The 18610-nt window shown below is 55.5% G+C and carries 21 protein-coding genes; 11 read left to right on the forward strand and 10 right to left on the reverse strand.

Annotated features, from left to right (window positions below; translation table 11 throughout):
* The first annotated feature begins 52 nt into the window (after positions 1-52).
* Together RGW60_RS11485 and RGW60_RS11490 are read left to right on the forward strand one after the other, a co-directional pair.
* Positions 53-1249, forward strand: coding sequence for an osmoprotectant NAGGN system M42 family peptidase (locus RGW60_RS11485; protein WP_322204727.1), 1197 nt, complete (start codon positions 53-55; stop codon positions 1247-1249).
* A 111-nt stretch (positions 1250-1360) separates the two neighbouring features.
* A complete protein-coding gene (locus RGW60_RS11490; RefSeq protein ID WP_297844929.1) occupies positions 1361-1588 on the forward strand; it encodes a YheU family protein in 228 nt (75 codons plus the stop codon).
* 2 nt (positions 1589-1590) lie between these two features.
* On the opposite strand, the gene csrA is transcribed toward RGW60_RS11490, so the two are convergent.
* The 4 genes from csrA to RGW60_RS11510 all read right to left on the reverse strand — a co-directional run bounded on the left by csrA (position 1591) and on the right by RGW60_RS11510 (position 3714).
* Positions 1591-1791 (reverse strand): carbon storage regulator CsrA, encoded by a 201-nt coding sequence (gene csrA, locus RGW60_RS11495; RefSeq protein ID WP_322204728.1) that lies wholly within the window; start codon positions 1789-1791, stop codon positions 1591-1593.
* 175 nt (positions 1792-1966) lie between these two features.
* Positions 1967-2299, reverse strand: a complete 333-nt coding sequence (locus tag RGW60_RS11500; protein ID WP_322204729.1) for a YnfA family protein — start codon at positions 2297-2299, stop codon at positions 1967-1969.
* 130 nt (positions 2300-2429) lie between these two features.
* Complete coding sequence (locus RGW60_RS11505; protein WP_322204730.1) at positions 2430-3230, reverse strand: SDR family oxidoreductase; 801 nt, start codon at positions 3228-3230, stop codon at positions 2430-2432.
* Positions 3231-3336: 106 nt separating this feature from the next.
* Positions 3337-3714 (reverse strand): DUF2784 domain-containing protein, encoded by a 378-nt coding sequence (locus RGW60_RS11510; protein ID WP_322204731.1) that lies wholly within the window; start codon positions 3712-3714, stop codon positions 3337-3339.
* A gap of 149 nt (positions 3715-3863) precedes the next feature.
* Between RGW60_RS11510 and RGW60_RS11515 the strand changes: the two genes are divergently transcribed.
* Entirely contained in the window at positions 3864-4022 is a 159-nt protein-coding gene (locus RGW60_RS11515; protein WP_322168252.1) for a DUF3309 family protein, read from the forward strand.
* Between the two features lie 86 nt (positions 4023-4108).
* On the opposite strand, the gene RGW60_RS11520 is transcribed toward RGW60_RS11515, so the two are convergent.
* From RGW60_RS11520 to RGW60_RS11530, 3 genes are all read right to left on the reverse strand, one after another.
* Complete coding sequence (locus RGW60_RS11520) at positions 4109-5767, reverse strand: cation acetate symporter (protein ID WP_322204732.1); 1659 nt, start codon at positions 5765-5767, stop codon at positions 4109-4111.
* Positions 5764-6075: a DUF485 domain-containing protein gene (locus RGW60_RS11525; protein ID WP_322204733.1), complete on the reverse strand. Its 312-nt coding sequence runs from the start codon at positions 6073-6075 to the stop codon at positions 5764-5766. Before RGW60_RS11525 ends, RGW60_RS11520 begins: the two co-directional genes overlap by 4 nt.
* Before the next feature lie 245 nt (positions 6076-6320).
* Positions 6321-7175: a glycine betaine ABC transporter substrate-binding protein gene (locus RGW60_RS11530; RefSeq protein WP_322204734.1), complete on the reverse strand. Its 855-nt coding sequence runs from the start codon at positions 7173-7175 to the stop codon at positions 6321-6323.
* Positions 7176-7510: 335 nt separating this feature from the next.
* Here RGW60_RS11530 and RGW60_RS11535 point away from each other — a divergent pair, with 335 nt between their 5' ends.
* Positions 7511-9112, forward strand: a complete 1602-nt coding sequence (locus tag RGW60_RS11535) for a glycosyl hydrolase family 17 protein (protein ID WP_407074090.1) — start codon at positions 7511-7513, stop codon at positions 9110-9112.
* 569 nt (positions 9113-9681) lie between these two features.
* On the opposite strand, the gene RGW60_RS11540 is transcribed toward RGW60_RS11535, so the two are convergent.
* A complete protein-coding gene (locus tag RGW60_RS11540) occupies positions 9682-10056 on the reverse strand; it encodes a hypothetical protein (protein WP_322204736.1) in 375 nt (124 codons plus the stop codon).
* Positions 10057-10292: 236 nt separating this feature from the next.
* Between RGW60_RS11540 and RGW60_RS11545 the strand changes: the two genes are divergently transcribed.
* The 3 genes from RGW60_RS11545 (at position 10293) to RGW60_RS11555 (ending at position 13508) form a co-directional block, all read left to right on the forward strand.
* Positions 10293-11591 (forward strand): serine/threonine protein kinase, encoded by a 1299-nt coding sequence (locus RGW60_RS11545; protein WP_322204737.1) that lies wholly within the window; start codon positions 10293-10295, stop codon positions 11589-11591.
* On the forward strand, positions 11584-12387 hold the full coding sequence (locus tag RGW60_RS11550; protein WP_322204738.1) for a VacJ family lipoprotein: 804 nt from the start codon (positions 11584-11586) through the stop codon (positions 12385-12387). Before RGW60_RS11545 ends, RGW60_RS11550 begins: the two co-directional genes overlap by 8 nt.
* A gap of 266 nt (positions 12388-12653) precedes the next feature.
* Positions 12654-13508: a pirin family protein gene (locus RGW60_RS11555; RefSeq protein WP_322204739.1), complete on the forward strand. Its 855-nt coding sequence runs from the start codon at positions 12654-12656 to the stop codon at positions 13506-13508.
* Positions 13509-13548: 40 nt separating this feature from the next.
* Here RGW60_RS11555 and RGW60_RS11560 read toward each other — a convergent pair whose 3' ends face one another.
* Together RGW60_RS11560 and RGW60_RS11565 are read right to left on the reverse strand one after the other, a co-directional pair.
* Entirely contained in the window at positions 13549-14769 is a 1221-nt protein-coding gene (locus RGW60_RS11560; protein ID WP_322204740.1) for a patatin-like phospholipase family protein, read from the reverse strand.
* Between the two features lie 10 nt (positions 14770-14779).
* The gene (locus tag RGW60_RS11565; protein WP_322206898.1) at positions 14780-15727 is read right to left on the reverse strand and encodes a lipid A biosynthesis lauroyl acyltransferase; all 948 of its coding nucleotides are present in this window, start codon (positions 15725-15727) and stop codon (positions 14780-14782) included.
* A gap of 118 nt (positions 15728-15845) precedes the next feature.
* On the opposite strand from RGW60_RS11565, the gene minC reads away from it, so the two are divergent.
* The 4 genes from minC to RGW60_RS11585 all read left to right on the forward strand — a co-directional run bounded on the left by minC (position 15846) and on the right by RGW60_RS11585 (position 18583).
* Entirely contained in the window at positions 15846-16586 is a 741-nt protein-coding gene (gene minC, locus RGW60_RS11570; RefSeq protein WP_322204741.1) for a septum site-determining protein MinC, read from the forward strand.
* A gap of 199 nt (positions 16587-16785) precedes the next feature.
* A complete protein-coding gene (gene minD / locus RGW60_RS11575) occupies positions 16786-17601 on the forward strand; it encodes a septum site-determining protein MinD (RefSeq protein ID WP_322204742.1) in 816 nt (271 codons plus the stop codon).
* Entirely contained in the window at positions 17598-17852 is a 255-nt protein-coding gene (minE, locus tag RGW60_RS11580; protein WP_322168238.1) for a cell division topological specificity factor MinE, read from the forward strand. The genes minD and minE overlap by 4 nt, the downstream gene beginning before the upstream one ends.
* A 95-nt stretch (positions 17853-17947) precedes the next feature.
* Positions 17948-18583 carry an RluA family pseudouridine synthase gene (locus RGW60_RS11585; protein ID WP_322204743.1) on the forward strand — a complete coding sequence of 212 codons (636 nt, stop codon included), beginning with the start codon at positions 17948-17950 and terminating at the stop codon, positions 18581-18583.
* Positions 18584-18610: the final 27 nt, after the last annotated feature.

Consider the following 18610-nt stretch of genomic DNA (forward strand, 5'->3'; position numbering starts at 1 on the left):
ATATCTGGCCAATTTTGCCGCGTCAACGTCGTCCCGTATTTGGAGCCACCACATGACACCTGCAAACATCCCCGAACCGGATCTGAAGTACCTGCAGAAAGTCCTGCTGGAAATGCTCGCGATTCCCAGCCCCACGGGATTCACCGACACCATAGTGCGTTACATCGCCGAGCGCCTTGAAGAACTGGGTATTCCATTCGAATTGACCCGGCGCGGGACGATTCGCGCCACATTAAAGGGTAAGCAAAACAGCCCGGACCGTGCAGTCTCTGCGCACTTGGACACCATCGGTGCCACGGTCCGGGCGGTGCAAGACAATGGACGTCTTTCGCTGGCGGCGATTGGCTGCTGGTCCAGCCGTTTTGCCGAAGGCAGTCGCGTCAGCGTATTCACTGACACCGGGGTTATTCGCGGCAGTGTCTTGCCGTTGATGGCGTCCGGACACGCCTTCAACACTGCGGTGGATGAGATGCCGATCAGTTGGGACCATGTCGAATTACGCCTGGATGCTTACAGTGCGACCCGCGCCGATTGCGAGTCTCTAGGCGTCAATATTGGGGATTTCGTGGCCTTCGACCCGCTGCCGGAGTTCACCGAAAGCGGCCACATCAGTGCCCGTCATCTGGATGACAAAGCCGGCGTCGCGGCCTTGTTGACCGCCTTGAAGGCGATCGTCGACAGCGGCGCCGAACCCCTTATTGATTGCCATCCCCTGTTCACCATTACTGAAGAAATCGGCACCGGCGCAGCGGGGGTGTTGCCCTGGGACGTGAGTGAATTCGTCGGTATCGACATCGCTCCCGTCGCACCCGGCCAGCATTCCAATGAACACGCGGTCAGCGTGGCCATGCAGGATTCCGGCGGCCCCTACGATTACCACTTGTCCCGGCACTTGCTGCAACTGGGCCTCGAAAATGAACTGCCGATTCGTCGTGACGTGTTCCGCTATTACTTCAGCGACGCTCATTCAGCGGTCACGGCCGGGCATGACATCCGCACCGCCCTTCTCGCTTTTGGCTGCGATGCAACCCACGGCTATGAGCGCACGCACATCGACAGCCTCAGTGCATTGAGCCGATTGTTGGGGGCTTACATCCTCAGCCCACCGGTATTTGCCAGCGACGCGCAACCGGCGAAAAGCTCTCTGGAGCGCTTCAGCCATCAGATAGAACACGATGCGCAGATGGAATCCGATACCCGCGTACCGGCCGTGGAAAGCCTGGTCGGACAGCGGACAGAAGAGACATAAGGCATCGGACGGCGTGAAATCGGCGCGCCGTCTTAACTGAAAGGTCCTCATGGGCTGTAGCCTGTCGACACCAAGCGCGCTAGCATCGCCTGGAATTCATGTGAGAAAACCATGCTGATCCCCTACGACCAACTTGAAGCCGACACCCTCACTCGCTTGATCGAGGACTTCGTCACCCGTGACGGCACCGACAATGGCGACGAGACGCCGCTCGAAACCAGAGTACTCAGGGTGCGCCACGCACTGGGCAAAGGCCAGGCGGTGATCGTCTTCGAACCGGAAAGCGAGCAGTGCCAATTGATGCTCAAGCGCGACGTACCCAAAGAGTGGCTCGACTGAGCTCAAGGGGTGGGTGGCAATGATGCTTTCTCCGCCGCCAGCCGTCGGGAGATGCGGTAGTGCACCTCCATTCGATTGACCTTCACGTCCTTGGGTGCAGTGATTCCGAGTCGAACTTGATTGCCGTTCACCGCCAGAATCTGCACGGTGATGTTGTTGCCAATGGAAAAGGTCTCGCCAACCTCTCGTGTTAATACAAGCATTTTGCCCGCTCTCTTTGTTACAAAGAGAGAAGATTGCCCTGCCGGATCACCCTCTTCAATCCGTCGAAAGCAAATCAGTAACGCCCTTCGATGGCGCCAGACGGTTCCTACGGATTTGCCCTGTTTTTGGCTAAAGATAAGGGAAAAGTCCGTCTGTGCTGCCGGGTCTAGTCGCCTAGGATTGTGAGAGTCGAGGGCCAAACAGGATGACGCTGGCGCCGATCACACACAACGCCGCGCCCAGCCAATCGGATGTCAACGGCCGAACTCGCTCGATTAATCCCAGCCAGCCAATCGACGCTACGATGTAGATTCCGCCATACGCGGCGTAGGCCCGACCGGCATACGTCGCTTCGACCCGCGTCAGTAGCAAGGCAAACAGCGTCAAGCTGACTAGCGCCGGAATCACCCATAGAACGCTTTTGCCCAACCGTAACCACGCCCAGAACGCATAACAGCCAGCAATCTCGAACAATGCTGCGAGGAAAAACCAAAGGTAATTGAGCACGGCGCAATCTCGCTGGGGTGAGTGGCGGTAACCCTAGCGAGATGGGCGCGGTAGAGCAAGGAATGCACGATTTCGAGTTGTTGTCGGACCGAATTCCAACCAACCGTCCGTTCTCCGTGCCAATTTCCGATTACAACTTCGCCCGCATTTTGTCCGACATCGAGGCCATTTCGTCGTACATCAGCTGCGGGGTTTTCTGCTTCAATTGCCATGCCATGCGCCCTTGTTCGTGGGGCAAAATCATGAATTCGCCTTTGGCGACTTGTTTGAAGATGTAGTCCGCGATATCGCTGGCGCTGATCGGAGAGCTTTCCAGCAACTTGCCCACTTGGGCTTTCATCGCCGGTGTCGGGCCCCGAAAAGAATCAAGCAAGTTGGTCTGGAAAAACGACGGGCACACCACATGCACACTCACATCCTGATGCCGCAACTCAATCAGCAAACTTTCCGACAATGCTACTACACCGGCTTTGGCTACGTTGTAGTTGCTCATGGCAGGGCCCTGCATTAACGCCGCCATTGACGCGATGTTAATAATTTTGCCTTTACTCGACTCCAGCAGCGGCAAGAATGCTTTGCAGCCTTTGACCACTCCCATCAGGTTGATCGCAATCTGCCAGTCCCAATCTTCCAACGACAACTCGGCGAAGAACCCACCGGATGCTACACCGGCGTTATTGACGATGATGTCGATGCCACCGAGTTTCTTTTCACACGCTTGGGCAAAAGCCGTAAGTTGGCTGTAATCGCGAACGTCACAGCGCTGTACAAACCCGTCACCGCCTGCCTCGCGCACTAATTTCAGGGTTTCCTGCAGGCCGGGTTCGCTGACATCCGACAACGCCAATTGCCAGCCTTCGCGGGCCCAGCGCAGCGCGATTTCACGACCCAGGCCCGACCCGGCACCGGTGATCATCATGCGATTTTGCATAAGGGACTGCCTTGTTGTTCTGGGGAAGATGAGCCGCAGTGTAGCGAAGGACTTCGCTGCCGCGCCCTACCATCAGAATGCTGAATGCCAAGGGCAAACCCGCAGGTTATAAGGCTTTGTGCCGAGACCGGTAGGCACATAAAACCCAAACATACACCGCCGCATTTATCACCACTACGATAGCGCCCAACCCTAGCTGTAACTGCGGCGTGAGGCCTGCTGGATATATCAGCGCAATCAAGTAATGCTCGATGAAGTCGCCGTTATAGCCCTGCTCACCGGCCCGCAACCGTAACGCGTTTTCAAGTGGAGTAAGGGGGCAATACAGGTGAAAGAATTCCACTACCGCACCCCACACGACGGCCGGGACGTGTAATGCCATCAACCAGCGCCAACGAATGATCAGCACGCCACCCGTTACCACAAAAGCGATGAACAAAAGGTGTAAGACCATTACCGCGTCGGCCGCCAAGCGATAAACCATATTTCACACTCTTCTAAATTTTTACTTAAAAAGTTACGGACTTTTTTAAAACGCCAAGGGTCGGAATATTCACGCAGTACACGTTTACGCCTTGGGCGGGTAGCGTGCGATCTGTAGAAGCCATCCATCAAGAAAAGAAGGAACTCATCATGGGCATCGGCACTATTCTTATCATCATCCTGATCCTCCTGCTCGTTGGCGGTCTACCAGTATTTCCACACTCCAGAAGCTGGGGTTATGGTCCTTCGGGCATCATCGGTACGGTCTTGGTCATCTTATTGATATTGGTCTTGCTCGGCAGGATTTAGTGCCTGTGGAGTCAAAATCCAGATAAAAAACGAAGTAAAAAAAAGCAGCCCTCGGGCTGCTTTTTTCGTTGCTGCTTTAAAGCGTGTTAGTGAGACACCGCACCGGTAGCCCCCAGACCTGTCTGGGAACGTACGAACTGCGGGAAGAACAAGGCACGTTCGCCCTCTGCCGCTTTCGATTTATCAGTCACCGAGAAGAACCAGATACCGGCGAAAGATATGGCGATAGAGAACAGCGCCGGGTATTCATACGGGAAGACCGGCGTAGCGTGGTGCAGGATCTGCACCCAGATGGTAGGGCCGAGGATCATTAGGCCAACCGCTGTAATCAAGCCCATCCAGCCGCCGATCATGGCGCCACGGGTGGTCAGGTTCTTCCAGTACATGGAGAGCAGCAGTACCGGGAAGTTACAGCTTGCCGCGATGGAGAATGCCAAGCCAACCATAAACGCGATGTTCTGGTTTTCGAAGAGAATACCCAGGCCAATCGCTACGACTGCCAATACGATAGTGGTGATCTTCGAAACTCGAATCTCATCCTTCTCGTTGGCCTTGCCTTCTTTGATCACGCTGGCATACAGGTCATGGGACACTGCCGACGCACCGGCCAGGGTCAGACCCGCAACCACTGCCAGGATGGTGGCGAACGCCACTGCCGAGATGAAGCCCAGGAACAGACTGCCACCGACCGCATCGGCCAAGTGGATCGCGGCCATGTTGTTACCGCCCAACAGAGCGCCTGCAGCGTCTTTAAAGGTTGGATTGGTACTGACCAGCAGGATCGCGCCGAAGCCGATGATGAAGGTCAAGATGTAGAAGTAGCCGATGAAACCCGTTGCGTAGAGCACCGATTTACGCGCTTCTTTAGCGTCGCCTACGGTGAAGAAGCGCATCAGGATATGGGGCAGGCCCGCAGTACCAAACATCAACGCCAGGCCCAACGAAATCGCCGAGACCGGATCTTTCACGAGCCCACCTGGGCTCATGATCGCTTCACCTTTAGGGTGAACTTTGATTGCCTCGGAGAACAGGGTGTTGAAGTCGAAGTTGACGTGTTTCATGACCATGATCGCCATGAATGTCGCGCCAGACAGTAGCAGAACGGCCTTGATGATCTGTACCCACGTGGTGGCCAACATGCCGCCAAAGAGTACGTACATGCACATCAGAATTCCGACCAGGATCACCGCGACATAGTAGTCAAGTCCGAACAGCAACTGGATCAGCTTGCCGGCGCCAACCATCTGCGCGATCAAGTAGAACGCAACGACCACCAGCGAACCGCAGGCGGACAGGGTGCGGATTTCTTTTTGCTTGAGGCGATAGGACGCTACGTCAGCAAACGTGTATTTGCCCAAGTTACGCAGGCGCTCGGCGATCAAGAACAGAATGATCGGCCAACCCACCAGGAAGCCAATCGAGTAGATCAAGCCGTCATAGCCAGAGGCGTACACCAGCGCGGAAATACCCAGGAAGGACGCCGCCGACATGTAGTCGCCCGCGATGGCCAAGCCGTTTTGCAAACCGGTGATTTTGCCGCCCGCTGCGTAGTAGTCCGCTGCCGACTTAGTGCGCTTGGAAGCCCAATAAGTAATGCAAAGGGTGATACCCACGAACAGGACGAACATGACGATCGCCGATACGTTTAAGGGTTGTTTTTGCACAGCTCCAGTGAGGGCCTCGGCCGCCCACAGGCTCGGTGCGAATACTGCCAGGCCAAGGGCCGCTAGTAGACGCCGGATCATTGCTGAGCCTCCTTGAGAATTGCCTTGTTGAGGTCGTCAAATTCACCATTAGCGCGGTGAACGTAGATCGCGGTCAGTACAAACGCTGAAAGAATCAGCCCTACACCGATGGGGATTCCCCACGTGATCGATGAACCAGGACTTATTTTCGCCCCGAGTACATGCGGCCCATAAGCAATTAGAAAGATGAAGGCGGCGTAAAGCCCGAGCATGATCGCCGAGAGTATCCAGGCGAAACGTTCTCTCTTCGAAACCAGCTCCTTGAAAAGCGGGCTGTTTTGAATCGAGAGGTAAATGCTGTCGTTCATTATTTTTATCCTCAGCACAGATTAGATGTAACGCATTGCACTTTAGTCTGCTCTAGCCCGCACTCCAGACGACCTTAGTAGTAGAAACACAATCATCGCGAAAGTCGTCAGTGCATGACCAAGCGTAGTGTCTGGGAGGATTTACGAAGGGGATTGACGCGAAGAATTTCAGAATGAAAGCGAAAGGCCATCTGGCGATAACGACAGATGGCCTTCAAAGGCCCTAGTTAGACGCGTTCAGGCGATTACTTGGTCCACTCAGCAACACGATCCGGATGCTTGGCAACCCAGTCCTTGGCGGCGGCTTCAGGCTTGGCGCCGTCTTGAATAGCGAGCATGACTTCACCGATTTCATCTTTAGAAGCCCATTGGAATTTTTTCAGGAACGCGACCACTTCAGGTGCTTTCTTCTCAAGGCCCAGGCTACCGATGCTGTCAACCGTCTCAGCAGCGCCATAAACACCTTTTGGATCTTCAAGGAACTTCAACTTCCACTTGGCAAACATCCAGTGCGGAACCCAGCCGGTCACGGCGATGGATTCATGTTTGTTTTCCGCACGGGTCAGTTCAGAAATCATGGCAGCACCGGAGCTAGCCTGCAGTTTGTAGCCGGTCAGGTCGTAGTCTTTGATCGCCTGATCGGTTTTGAGCATCACACCCGAACCGGCGTCGATCCCGACGATTTTGTTTTTGAAGGAGGTGTCCGTTTTCAGGTCGGCGATGCTATTGGCTTTTACGTACTCAGGAACGATTAGACCGATTTTTGCGTCTTTGAAATTAGGACCGTAATCGACAACCAAGTCCTTGTTCTTGGTCCAATATTCCCCGTGAGTCACGGGCAGCCAAGCCGAAAGCATGGCGTCGAGTTTTCCAGTAGCAATACCTTGCCACATGATCCCGGTCGCAACTGCTTGAAGTTTGACTGGATAACCGAGCTTTTGCTCAATCACCTGGGCGGCTACGTTGGTGGTCGCAACGCTGTCGGACCAGCCATCAACATAGCCGATGGAAAGTTCGGGTTTTGCATCTGCAAGGGCCAGAGTGGAGCTGATCGCCAGTGCCAAAGCAGCACCTGCGCCAAGGATTAGTCGCATCTTCATCGTTACTTCCCCAAATGCTGCGCCCGACGAGTGTCGGGCATCTTTAACGTTTTTTTAAGGGACCGCTGTTATGCCCGGTTCTGGAGCGCTGCCGCCCCTTTACGTCTCACCTGTTCGCCGCTAGCAACAGTAGCGGTGTGCTGGCGCCCTGATAATCAACCTGCGATGGGAACGTTCCTGCTCTGTCAGCGACCTCAAGGCAGCGAGAAACGACATCGCCATGCTACTAACGACAAACCGACGCAAATAAATGATCAGCTCCGCCCGAACCTTGCATGTCTTTTTGCATTACCCCCCTTCACCAAATGCCCAGGGTCTCTCCAGCCTCAGGATAAATACAGGTAACATGCCGGCCTTCGCCCTATTTCGGCCCCGTCATGCCCGCCATTTCACGCTTTCCCGTTGCACCCTATCTATTCGCCTGTGTACTGGCCCTGATCGCCATGAGTGGCTTTTGGTACGGTTTGGGCAAGCCGGTTATCCTGCCCGACGCCGCCACCCCTACGCATAAATTGCAATGCGCGTCGTACACCCCCTTCGATAAAGACCAATCGCCGTTCGATCAACCATTCAAGCTGCGCCCAGAGCGGATGGACGCCGACCTTGCGCTGCTTGCGAAAAACTTCCAATGCATTCGCACCTACTCAATGACTGGTCTGGAAGACATTCCTACGCTGGCGCGTAAACACGGCTTGAAATTGATGATTGGAGCCTGGGTCAATGCTAATCCGGTGGACACCGCAATAGAGATCAAAGCGCTGATCGCTTCGGCTAATACCAACGCTGATGTGGTGACGACGGTAATCGTTGGTAACGAAACCTTACTGCGTAAGGAAGTGACCGGCGCGCAGTTGGTCAAACTCATCCGGGAGGTCAAAAGCCAAGTCAAGCAGCCGGTCACCTACGCCGACGTTTGGGACTTTTGGCTGCAATACCCGGAAGTCGCTCCAGCGGTGGATTTCCTGACGATTCACCTGTTGCCGTACTGGGAAGACAATCCAAGTGGCATTGATGATGCGTTGCAACATGTCGCGCAAGTTCGTGAAACCTTCGGCAAACGCTTTGCCCCCAAAGACATCATGATTGGGGAGACCGGCTGGCCCAGCGAAGGCCGCCAACGAGAAACAGCGCTACCCAGCCGAGCTAACGAAGCACGCTTTATTCGTGGCTTTGTCGCTATGGCAGAAAAGAACGGTTGGCGTTACAACTTGATCGAAGCCTTCGACCAACCCTGGAAGCGCGCCGCCGAAGGCGCGGTGGGTGGTTACTGGGGATTGTTCGACGCAGATCGTCAAGAAAAAGGGGTGCTCGCAGGCCCGGTATCGAATCTGACGTATTGGCCGTTTTGGCTGTCGATCAGTGGCGCACTATTCGTTTTGACCCTGGTGGTGGCCGGACGGGTGTCGACCACCCGTTCAGCGCTGGTCTTGCCATTGCTGGCCGCGTTGGGCGCTTGCTGCATTGGCACTTGGGGTGAGTTGGCGCGGGTCACCGCCCGCTTTGCCGGGGAGTGGGTCTGGGCGACAGCGTTAGTCGGATTGAATCTGATGGTGCTCGCCCACGCGGCGTTGACGCTTTCGGCAAAAGACGGCTGGCGGGGACGTGCATTCATCTGGTTCCAAGCTCGCGCTGGTTGGTGGGTAGCGGCTACAGGCTTTGTCGCGGCCGTTATGATGTTGGCGCTGGTGTTCGACGCGCGTTACCGCAGCTTCCCAACAGCGGCGCTGTTGCTCCCGGCGGTGTTCTATCTATTTCGGCCGGTGGCAGTGCCACGCAGAGAGATTGCCCTGCTGACGTTTATCGTCGGTGCAGGTATCGCGCCGCAGTTGTACCAAGAAGGGTTGCTCAACCAACAGGCTTGGGGTTGGGCGCTGGTCAGCCTGCTTGCTACCGCCGCACTCTGGCGCTGCCTGCGAGTGCGTAACCGACCTTTGTGAAAATTGTGTTACCGGCCCCACAAAGGCCAATGTTTAACCGGGTAATACGGAAACAAACACTGTTGAGTATGATGAGCTGTTAAAGTCTGAATTTTTTAAGTTATTGATTTATATGAAAATTATAAAGTTGGCATGGGTTCTGCTATCTCTACTGCATAACAAAAACAAGAAACGAAGCAGTACCCAATAAAAACAATACGTATCGGCTCTGACATAACAAGAACAACACGGACAGAGGCGTAGCTAACCGATTTTTTTGGAGTGGAAATGCTTTACCGGGGTTTCGATCCCACAACCGGGTAGAGAACAATAAAACTACCGTCAGGTAGCTCCCGAACTGGTTGGATCACGTGAGTGATGAAAGCAGGACAGCGCTCAAAAAAATACGTTTGCTCTTGATCCCGAATGGGGATCGCACGAACTGCAGTAAGGGATTGGTCGCCAAAAACAATAACAGGCCGCCCTAAAATAATAAAAATAGAGCATGCAATACGATTAGAGGGGAGCTCAGGCTCCCCTCAGTGCTGTCTGGGGTTTGAGAAAGAATTCACCGCGCTGTTACCTATCGCCTACAGCGCTTTGGCTCGACTGGCCCTGACTAATCGCAGCCCCGCAATCACCACCGCAAATACTGCAAGGCTCGCGCTGTAAAGTACCAACGCCGCAATACCGAACAGCATCGCCAGCACCGCCATTGCCCATCCCACGCGACCCGGCAAGAATAACGCGATGAGCGACGTTATCAGTGCCGCCCAGCCCAAAGTGCCAAAGTGAATTATCAACCCAAGATTTGACCGCACCTGGCACTGCCAATCCAATGCTTCATTGGCGCAAATGCCGACCCAGCGAGCGTCCTCCATCAACGAAAAGCGCACCCCGTAACTGGCGGCGAACCACAGTGGCAGAATAATAAGCAGCACAATCAGCGGCAAACGGCGGGACATGCGGCACTCCAAAAAACAGCGAACAATCGCCAAATGGCGCCCAGCATAATCGCCCAACGCCGGGATGCAAGACACTGACGCACGTTTGAGACCACGCGCACTGTTTATAGCGTGGGCGGACCGTGTATCTTCGCGACTTGATTAGGGGGCGTTTTCTTGCAAGTGCGGCACTTTGGCACTACACCCGTGGTCATAGCCTGCGTATCTCAACCTGCACTTTCCTAAGGGATCTAGTCATGCCCCGTTTTCAGCGCTTCGCTGCCTTTGTCGGCGGCCTCGTTTTAAGTGCCTCTGCCTTGGCGGTTGATATTGACCCCGCCACCTATGGCTACCCTTTGACGAACCCGTTTGAAGCAACAATCGCCTCAACCCCACCAGATCTGCAACCAAAGCTCCCGGCCGATGCGGACATCAATCAGTCGGACTACACGCTCAACCTGCGTCCAGAGCGTGAGTTCACCCTACCGGATAACTTCTGGGCGGTTAAAAAACTGCATTACCGCCTGGCGAAGCAAAATCACCCTGCCCCTCTGATTTTTTTGATCGCAGGCACCGGGGCGCCCTACACCAGCACCATCAATGAGTTCCTGAAGAAGCTGTATTACGGCGCGGGCTATAACGTTGTGCAGTTATCGTCGCCGACCAGTTACGACTTTATGAGTGCGGCCTCACGATTCGCCACTCCGGGGGTGACCAAAGATGACGCCGAAGACCTGTACAGGGTCATGCAGGCTGTGCGTGCGCAACAACCGGACTTGCAGATCACCGATTATTACTTGACCGGCTACAGCCTGGGCGCACTGGACGCAGCGTTCGTCAGTCATTTGGACGAGACCCGCCATAGCTTCAACTTTAAGCGCGTGCTGCTGCTCAATCCGCCCGTCAACCTTTACACCTCGATCAGCAATCTAGACAAACTGGTACAGACCGAAGTTAAAGGCATCAACAACAGCACCACATTTTATGAGCTGGTGTTAGGCAAGCTGACCCGTTACTTCAAACAAAAAGGCTATATCGACCTTAACGATGCGCTGTTGTTTGATTTCCAACAATCCAAGCAACATTTGACCAATGAGCAGATGGCGATGCTGATCGGCACCTCATTTCGCTTCTCGGCTGCCGACATCGCCTTCACCTCTGACCTGATCAACCGTCGCGGGCTGATTACGCCGCCCAAATACCCGATCACCGAAGGCACCAGCCTGACGCCGTTTCTCAAACGTGCGTTGCAATGCGACTTCGATTGCTACCTGACCAACCAAGTGATTCCAATGTGGCGCGCCCGGACCGACGGCGGAAGCTTGTTGCAACTGGTCGATCAGGTCAGCCTGTATGCGCTTAAAGATTACCTGCACAACAGCCCGAAAATTGCGGTCATGCACAACGCTGACGACGTGATCCTGGGCGCTGGCGACCTCGGTTTTCTGCGCAAGACCTTCGGTGATCGTTTGACCGTTTACCCATACGGCGGCCATTGCGGCAACCTTAATTACCGCGTCAACAGCGACGCCATGCTGGAGTTTTTCCGTGGCTAAACGTCTTTTGTTTATCGCTGCCCTGCTGTGCGCAGGCGTCGCTCATGCGGCCGATGTCACCCCGGCCGCGCATCCGGCGACCGTGGCCAGAGCCTCTGACCCGGACGGTTTTACCGAGCCGTTGAAGTCACTTAAATTCAACCCTGGGCTGGACCAGCGCGAGTTCGAACGGGCCACCCTCAACGCACTCAATGTCTACGATCCCATTGAGTCGTGGAACCGCCGGGTTTACCACTTCAACTATCGCTTTGATGAGTGGGTGTTCTTGCCGGTGGTGAATGGCTATAAATACGTTACCCCGAGCTTCTTGCGCGCAGGCGTTAGCAACTTCTTCGGCAACTTGGGTGATATCTCCAACTTGCTGAACAGCCTGTTCCAGTTCAAGGGCCACCGTTCGCTCCAAACCACAGGGCGCCTGTTGCTTAACACCACCATTGGGATTGCAGGGTTGTGGGACCCTGCAACGGCGATGGGATTGCCGCGCCAGGCCGAGGACTTCGGCCAAACCTTGGGCTTCTATGGAGTCCCAGAGGGTCCTTATCTAGTGCTGCCATTACTGGGTCCATCAAACTTGCGTGACACCGGTGGCCTGGTGTTCGACTTCACCGCCGAATCGCAGATCAACTTCCTGAATGTGTCACAGGTCAGCACGAACCATCCGGAAATCTACCTGCTGCGCGCTATCGACAAGCGTTACACCACCTCGTTCCGTTATGGATCGCTGAACTCGCCGTTCGAGTACGAGAAAGTACGCTACGTTTATACCCAAGCGCGTAAGTTGCAGATAGCAGAATAACCGCCTGTGAATAGCTCTCGGCGGCATGGCAAAAAATGCCGCCGAGGGCTATCAGAACAACCGCGTTAACTTATTCCTGAATAAATTCTGCCCTGCCGATAATCCGATTGAAGGTGGGACCAAGTTTGTTCGCAAAGACCTGAACACATAGCACTACAGCCCAACCCATCGATAAACTCGATCAACCCTTCGCAAAAATCGCGCCCATTGATCGGTCAGTTCGGCATAGCATGTCGGCCATTCCCACTTAATCAGAAGTTGCCGCAATGACTCAATTTCGCACAGTGTTGGCGATCCATACCGGCCAGCCGACTTCCGACGGTGCTGGCGTAAAGTTGACCCGCGTGTTTGGCGGGCAGAGCGCCGAATTGTTTGATCCGTTCTTGATGCTGGATGAGTTCGGCTCGGACACGCCTGACGATTACATCGCCGGCTTCCCGTCGCACCCGCACCGTGGCTTTGAAACCGTGACCTATATGATCGAAGGCCGCATGCGGCACGAAGATCACATGGGCAACGTCGGGCTGCTGCAAGGCGGCGGTGTGCAGTGGATGACCGCGGCGCGCGGGATTATCCACAGCGAGATGCCGGAACAGGAAGAAGGCACGATGCGCGGCTTTCAGCTATGGGTAAATTTGCCTGGCAAAACCAAGCTTGGCCCTGCGAGCTATCAGGACGTACAGCCAGAAAATGTGCCCAAGCTGACCACTGAAGCCGGCGTAAACGTAACGGTGATGGCGGGTATCTTTGACGACGGCCAAGTACAGCAGACCGGTGCCGTACAGCGGCCGGACACTGAGCCGTTTTATTTCGACTTGCACCTGCCCGCCGGTTCCCGCGTCAGCCCGCGCATCCCGCAGGGCCACCGGGTGTTTTTATACGTGTACGAAGGCACCGTTGAGTTGGCAGGTCAGCCGCAAGCGATGGTGGCTGGTCAGATGGCCAGATTGTCCGAAGAAGGTGATGTGCAGCTGCACAGCGCGTCGGGGGCCAAGGTGTTGCTGATTGCCGGTAAGCCACTGCGTGAGCCTATCGTGCAGTACGGGCCGTTTGTGATGAACACCCGGGAAGAGATCGAACAAGCCCTGCGGGATTTTCGTGATGACAAATTGACTGATTGAGTCGCTCACAAAATATTGGCCCACATGTACCGGCCAAGCCTCACCCCAACCGCAAAAACTGCTTCAGTTGATCGCTTTGGGCCAAGGCATCACGGCGACCCAGTTCAATCAGTTCGCTGCAATATCCCGCCTCGAATAGCAAATAACTCAGCACCCCGGCACCACTGGTTTTAGTCGCCCCCGGCCCACGCAGGAACGTGCGCAGCGCAGGGGGCAGCTCATGGCGATGACGGGCGGCGATTTCATCAATAGGCTGACTCGGCGAAATCACCAACACCTCCACCGGCGCCAAGCCCAACGTACGTATTGGTTGCCCCCCCGGCAGCAGATGGCTCAGCATATTTAGCCTTTCCAGCAACTCTATATCGCTTTCGAGGCTATCGATAAACGTACTGTTGAGCATGTGTCCGCCGATCTGCGCGAGGGTCGGTTGCGTGCCGACCTTCACTCGTTGTATCGAGCTATTGGTTTCAATACCGCGCGGGTTACCGCTGACCCCTACCACCAATACTCGGTTCGCCCCTAAGTGCAGCGCCGGACTGATTGGCGCTGATTGCCGCACCGCGCCGTCGCCAAAAAACTCCTGATCGATTTTGACCGGGGCGAACAGCAGAGGAATCGCTGAACTGGCGAGCAGGTGATCCACCGTTAACTGGGTGGGCAAGCCGATCCGGCGATGACGCAGCCACGAATCGATAGTGCCTTTGCCCTGATAAAACGTCACCGCCTGCCCCGACTCGTAACCGAAGGCCGTCACTGCCACTGCGCGCAGATGCTTGGCTACAATGGCGCGATCAATACCCTCCAGGTCCAAACGCGCGTTTAGCAGCTCACGCAGCGGTGAACTGTTTAGCAACGCCACCGGGACTTGCGAGCCCACACCTAACAAACTGTGGCCGACGAAGCGAGTCGCCTGTCGAATCACACCCGCCCAATCACTGCGCAACACTTGATGGCTGCGAAAGCCTTGCCAAAAATCGACCAACTGATGAACCGCTGAACAAAAATGCGCCGCGCCGCTTGCCAGCTTGACTGCGTTAATTGCGCCTGCCGATGTTCCCACGATCACCGGAAAGGGATTGGGCGTACCCGCAGGCATCAGTTCGGAGATCCCAGCAAGGACGCCAACCTGATAGGCCGCACGTGCGCCGCCACCCGATAGAATGAGCCCGGTGATGGGCTCGGATGCGCTATTGATAGCGACCCCACCGGCCAACTCAGCGGGGTTGGGGCTAGTGTGTTCTGCGGCGCGGATCGGCATTTTCTATTGATTAACCTTTCTTTTGAAGATCCCGCCTCTTATACAGCTTCGGCTCCCCCGGTGGTCGGCTTTTGAAGCGTCGATGAGCCCACAGATATTGGGCCGGACATTCCAAGACGGCGCGCTCTACAAACTGGTTGATCCGTAAGCAATCGACCTCATCGCTTTCGCCTGGAAAATCGCTCAACGGCGGATGAATCACCAGCCGATAACCGCTGCCGTCATCCAAACGCTGCTGAGTAAACGGAATCACTATGGCGCGGCCCAGCTTGGCGAACTTGCTGGTGGCCGTTACCGTGGCGGCCGCAATACCAAAGAACGGCACAAACACACTTTGTTTGGCGCCGTAGTCCTGGTCCGGCGCGTACCAGATAGCGCGCCCGGCTCGCAGAACTTTGAACATGCCGCGCACGTCTTCGCGCTCCACAGCGAGAGAGTCCAGATTGTGTCGTTCACGGCCACGACGCTGGATGTAATCAAAGAGTGGGTTGTCATGTTCGCGGTACATGCCATCAATGGTGTGCTTCTGGCCCAACAACGCTGCGCCGATTTCCAGCGTGGTGAAGTGCAGCGCCATGAGGATCACGCCCTTGCCGTCCAGTTGCGCTTGCTTCAGGTGCTGCAAACCTTCGACCTGGGATAACTTGGCCAACCGTGCAGGGGACCACCACCAGCTCATGGCCATTTCAAAAAAAGCGACGCCGGTGGAGGCAAAGTTTTCCTTCAATAACTGTTTACGTTCGTCGGATGAAAGGTGTGGAAAGCACAATTCCAGGTTTCGCCCGGCAATGCGCCGACGGTCATCAGCGAACCGGTACATCACCAGACCCAGAGCCCGGCCCATCGCCACAAGCACCCCAAAAGGTAACTGAACGACCAGCCAGAGCAGGCCCAGGCCTGCCCAGAGCGGCCAGAAGCGTGGATGAAGAAAATGAGCTCGAAATCGCGGGCGGTCCATTAAAGCTTCCGTCAAGACAATGGCCGCGCATTCTACATCGTTCAGCTTGGCTTGCGGCTGGCGGGCGTTCTGGTTATAAGTCTCGGCACTTTTAGTGACAAGCTGCTTAATGCCGACCATGAGCCAAATCGAATTGCACGACCAGGATCCAGTGTTCCAGTTGAAGGGCAGCATGCTCGCCATCACGGTGCTTGAGCTGGCCCGAAACAACCTCGAAGCCCTTGATCGCCAACTGGCGGCAAAGGTCGCCCTGGCCCCCAACTTTTTCAGCAATACGCCGTTGGTATTGGCGCTAGACAAGCTGCCCGCTGGCGAAGGTGCGGTGGACTTGCCGGGCCTGATGCGCGTTTGCCGTCAACATGGCTTACGCACTTTGGCTATTCGCGCCAATCGCATTGAAGACATCGCGGCCGCGATCGCCATTGATCTGCCAGTGTTGCCGCCGTCCGGTGCTCGGGAACGACCGCTGGAGCCTGCCGAGGGCGATACGGTTAAGAAAAAACCCGAAAAACCACCTGAGCCGACGCTCAAACCGACCAAGATCATTACCTCCCCTGTGCGCGGCGGCCAGCAGATTTATGCCCAAGGCTGCGACCTGGTGGTCATCGCCTCGGTCAGCCCCGGCGCGGAACTTCTGGCCGATGGCAACATCCATGTGTATGGCCCAATGCGCGGTAGAGCGCTGGCCGGAATCAAGGGTGACACCAAGGCCCGGATTTTCTGCCAGCAGTTGGGTGCTGAACTGGTCTCCATCGCTGGGCAATACAAGGTGTCCGAGGATCTGCGCAGAGATCCGCTGTGGGGTGCCGGGGTACAGGTAAGCCTGTCCGGTGACGTGTTGAACATCACCCGTCTTTAACGGATACTGCCGCTTTTTTAAAGCATCTCTGATTCGTCGCAAAATCGTAGCAAATGTCGTTGGAAATCGAGAAAACGCGGGATTACCTGCCCGTTAAACCTGTTTTAGCTTTCACGATTTTTAGCGTTGCTCGGCTGTGCCGTTTCAAAGAGGTGCCCTTCAGGGACTAACTGTCCTTTTCCTCTAGGGGTGAAACACCTTGGCCAAGATTCTCGTGGTTACATCCGGCAAGGGTGGTGTGGGTAAGACCACCACCAGCGCCGCTATCGGTACCGGTCTCGCTTTGCGCGGCCACAGAACAGTGATTGTCGACTTCGACGTCGGCTTGCGTAACCTGGATTTGATCATGGGCTGTGAACGCCGTGTGGTGTACGACTTCGTTAACGTGGTAAACGGCGAAGCGACACTTACCCAGGCCTTGATCAAAGACAAGCGCCTGGAAAATCTTTACGTGCTGGCCGCCAGCCAGACTCGCGATAAAGACGCACTGACCCTAGAGGGCGTTGAAAAAATCCTTATGGAGTTGAAGGACACGTTCGAATACGTAGTCTGCGACTCCCCGGCAGGCATCGAAAAAGGCGCGCACCTGGCGATGTATTTCGCCGACGAAGCCATTGTCGTGACCAACCCGGAAGTGTCTTCGGTGCGTGACTCGGACCGTATGCTTGGTCTGCTGGCAAGCAAGTCCCGTCGGGCCGAGAAAGGCGAAGAGCCGATTAAGGAGCACTTGCTGCTGACTCGATACAACCCTGAGCGCGTCACTAAAGGTGAGATGCTCGGCGTTGAAGACGTTGAAGAAATCCTCGCCATCCGCTTGCTGGGCGTGATCCCGGAGTCGCAAGCGGTACTGAAGGCGTCCAACCAGGGCATCCCGGTCATTCTTGATGACCAGAGCGACGCCGGTCAGGCCTACAGCGATGCTGTAGACCGTTTACTGGGCAAAGAAGTGGCACACCGGTTTATTGATGCGCAAAAGAAGGGTTGGTTTCAGCGAGTCTTTGGAGGTCGTGAATGAATATTTTTGACTTCTTTCGTGACCGCAAAAAAGAAAGCACAGCCTCGGTAGCGAAAGAGCGTCTACAGATCATCGTGGCGCATGAACGCGGCCAACGTAGCACCCCGGATTACCTGCCTGCGCTACAAAAAGAGCTGGTAGAAGTGATCCGCAAGTACGTCAACATCGAGTCTGACCAAGTGCATGTCGCTCTGGAAAGCCAAGGCAGTTGTTCCATTCTGGAACTCAATATCACCCTTCCAGATCGTTGATCCGGAAGGTGCCAACGGCGGTAATGCATACCTTCTGATCAAGCAGGTGCGCACTACCGCCGTTGGCGTTTCTAGCGTTTCGAGGTTCGTTGCACATGCCGTTGTCGAACATCCGCTTCATTCATCAGGACGCCGGCGTTCTGGTGGTCGATAAGCCGACCCTGCTGCTTTCCGTCCCCGGCCGTGCCGATGACAACAAGGATTGCCTGATTACCCGCCTGCAGGAAAACGGTTACCCAGAAGCCCGCATCGTCCATCGTCTGGATTGGGAAACCTCGGGCATCATCCTGCTGGCCCGAGACGCCGATACCCATCGCGAGCTGTCGCGGCAGTTTCATGACCGCGAAACCGAAAAGGCTTACACCGCGCTGTGCTGGGGCCAACCGGAGCTGGACAGCGGCAGCATCGATTTACCGTTGCGTTACGACCCCCCGACCAAACCCCGGCACGTGGTTGATCATGAATTCGGAAAGCACGCGCTGACGTTTTGGAAAGTGCTTGAGCGTTGTGGCGATTATTGCCGCGTGGAACTGACGCCTGTTACAGGGCGTTCGCACCAATTACGAGTGCATATGCTGTCAATCGGCCATCCGTTGTTGGGCGATGGGTTGTACGCGCATCCGCAAGCGCTGGCGGCCTTCCCGCGCCTTTGCCTGCACGCCAGCATGCTGAGCTTCACCCATCCACAAACTGGCGAACGTTTGCGTTTTGAGTGCCCTGCGCCGTTTTAAAAACAAACTGATTCCTTCTACAGATCA

Source organism: Pseudomonas sp. AB6, from assembly GCF_034314105.1.
Classification (GTDB): Bacteria; Pseudomonadota; Gammaproteobacteria; order Pseudomonadales; family Pseudomonadaceae; genus Aquipseudomonas.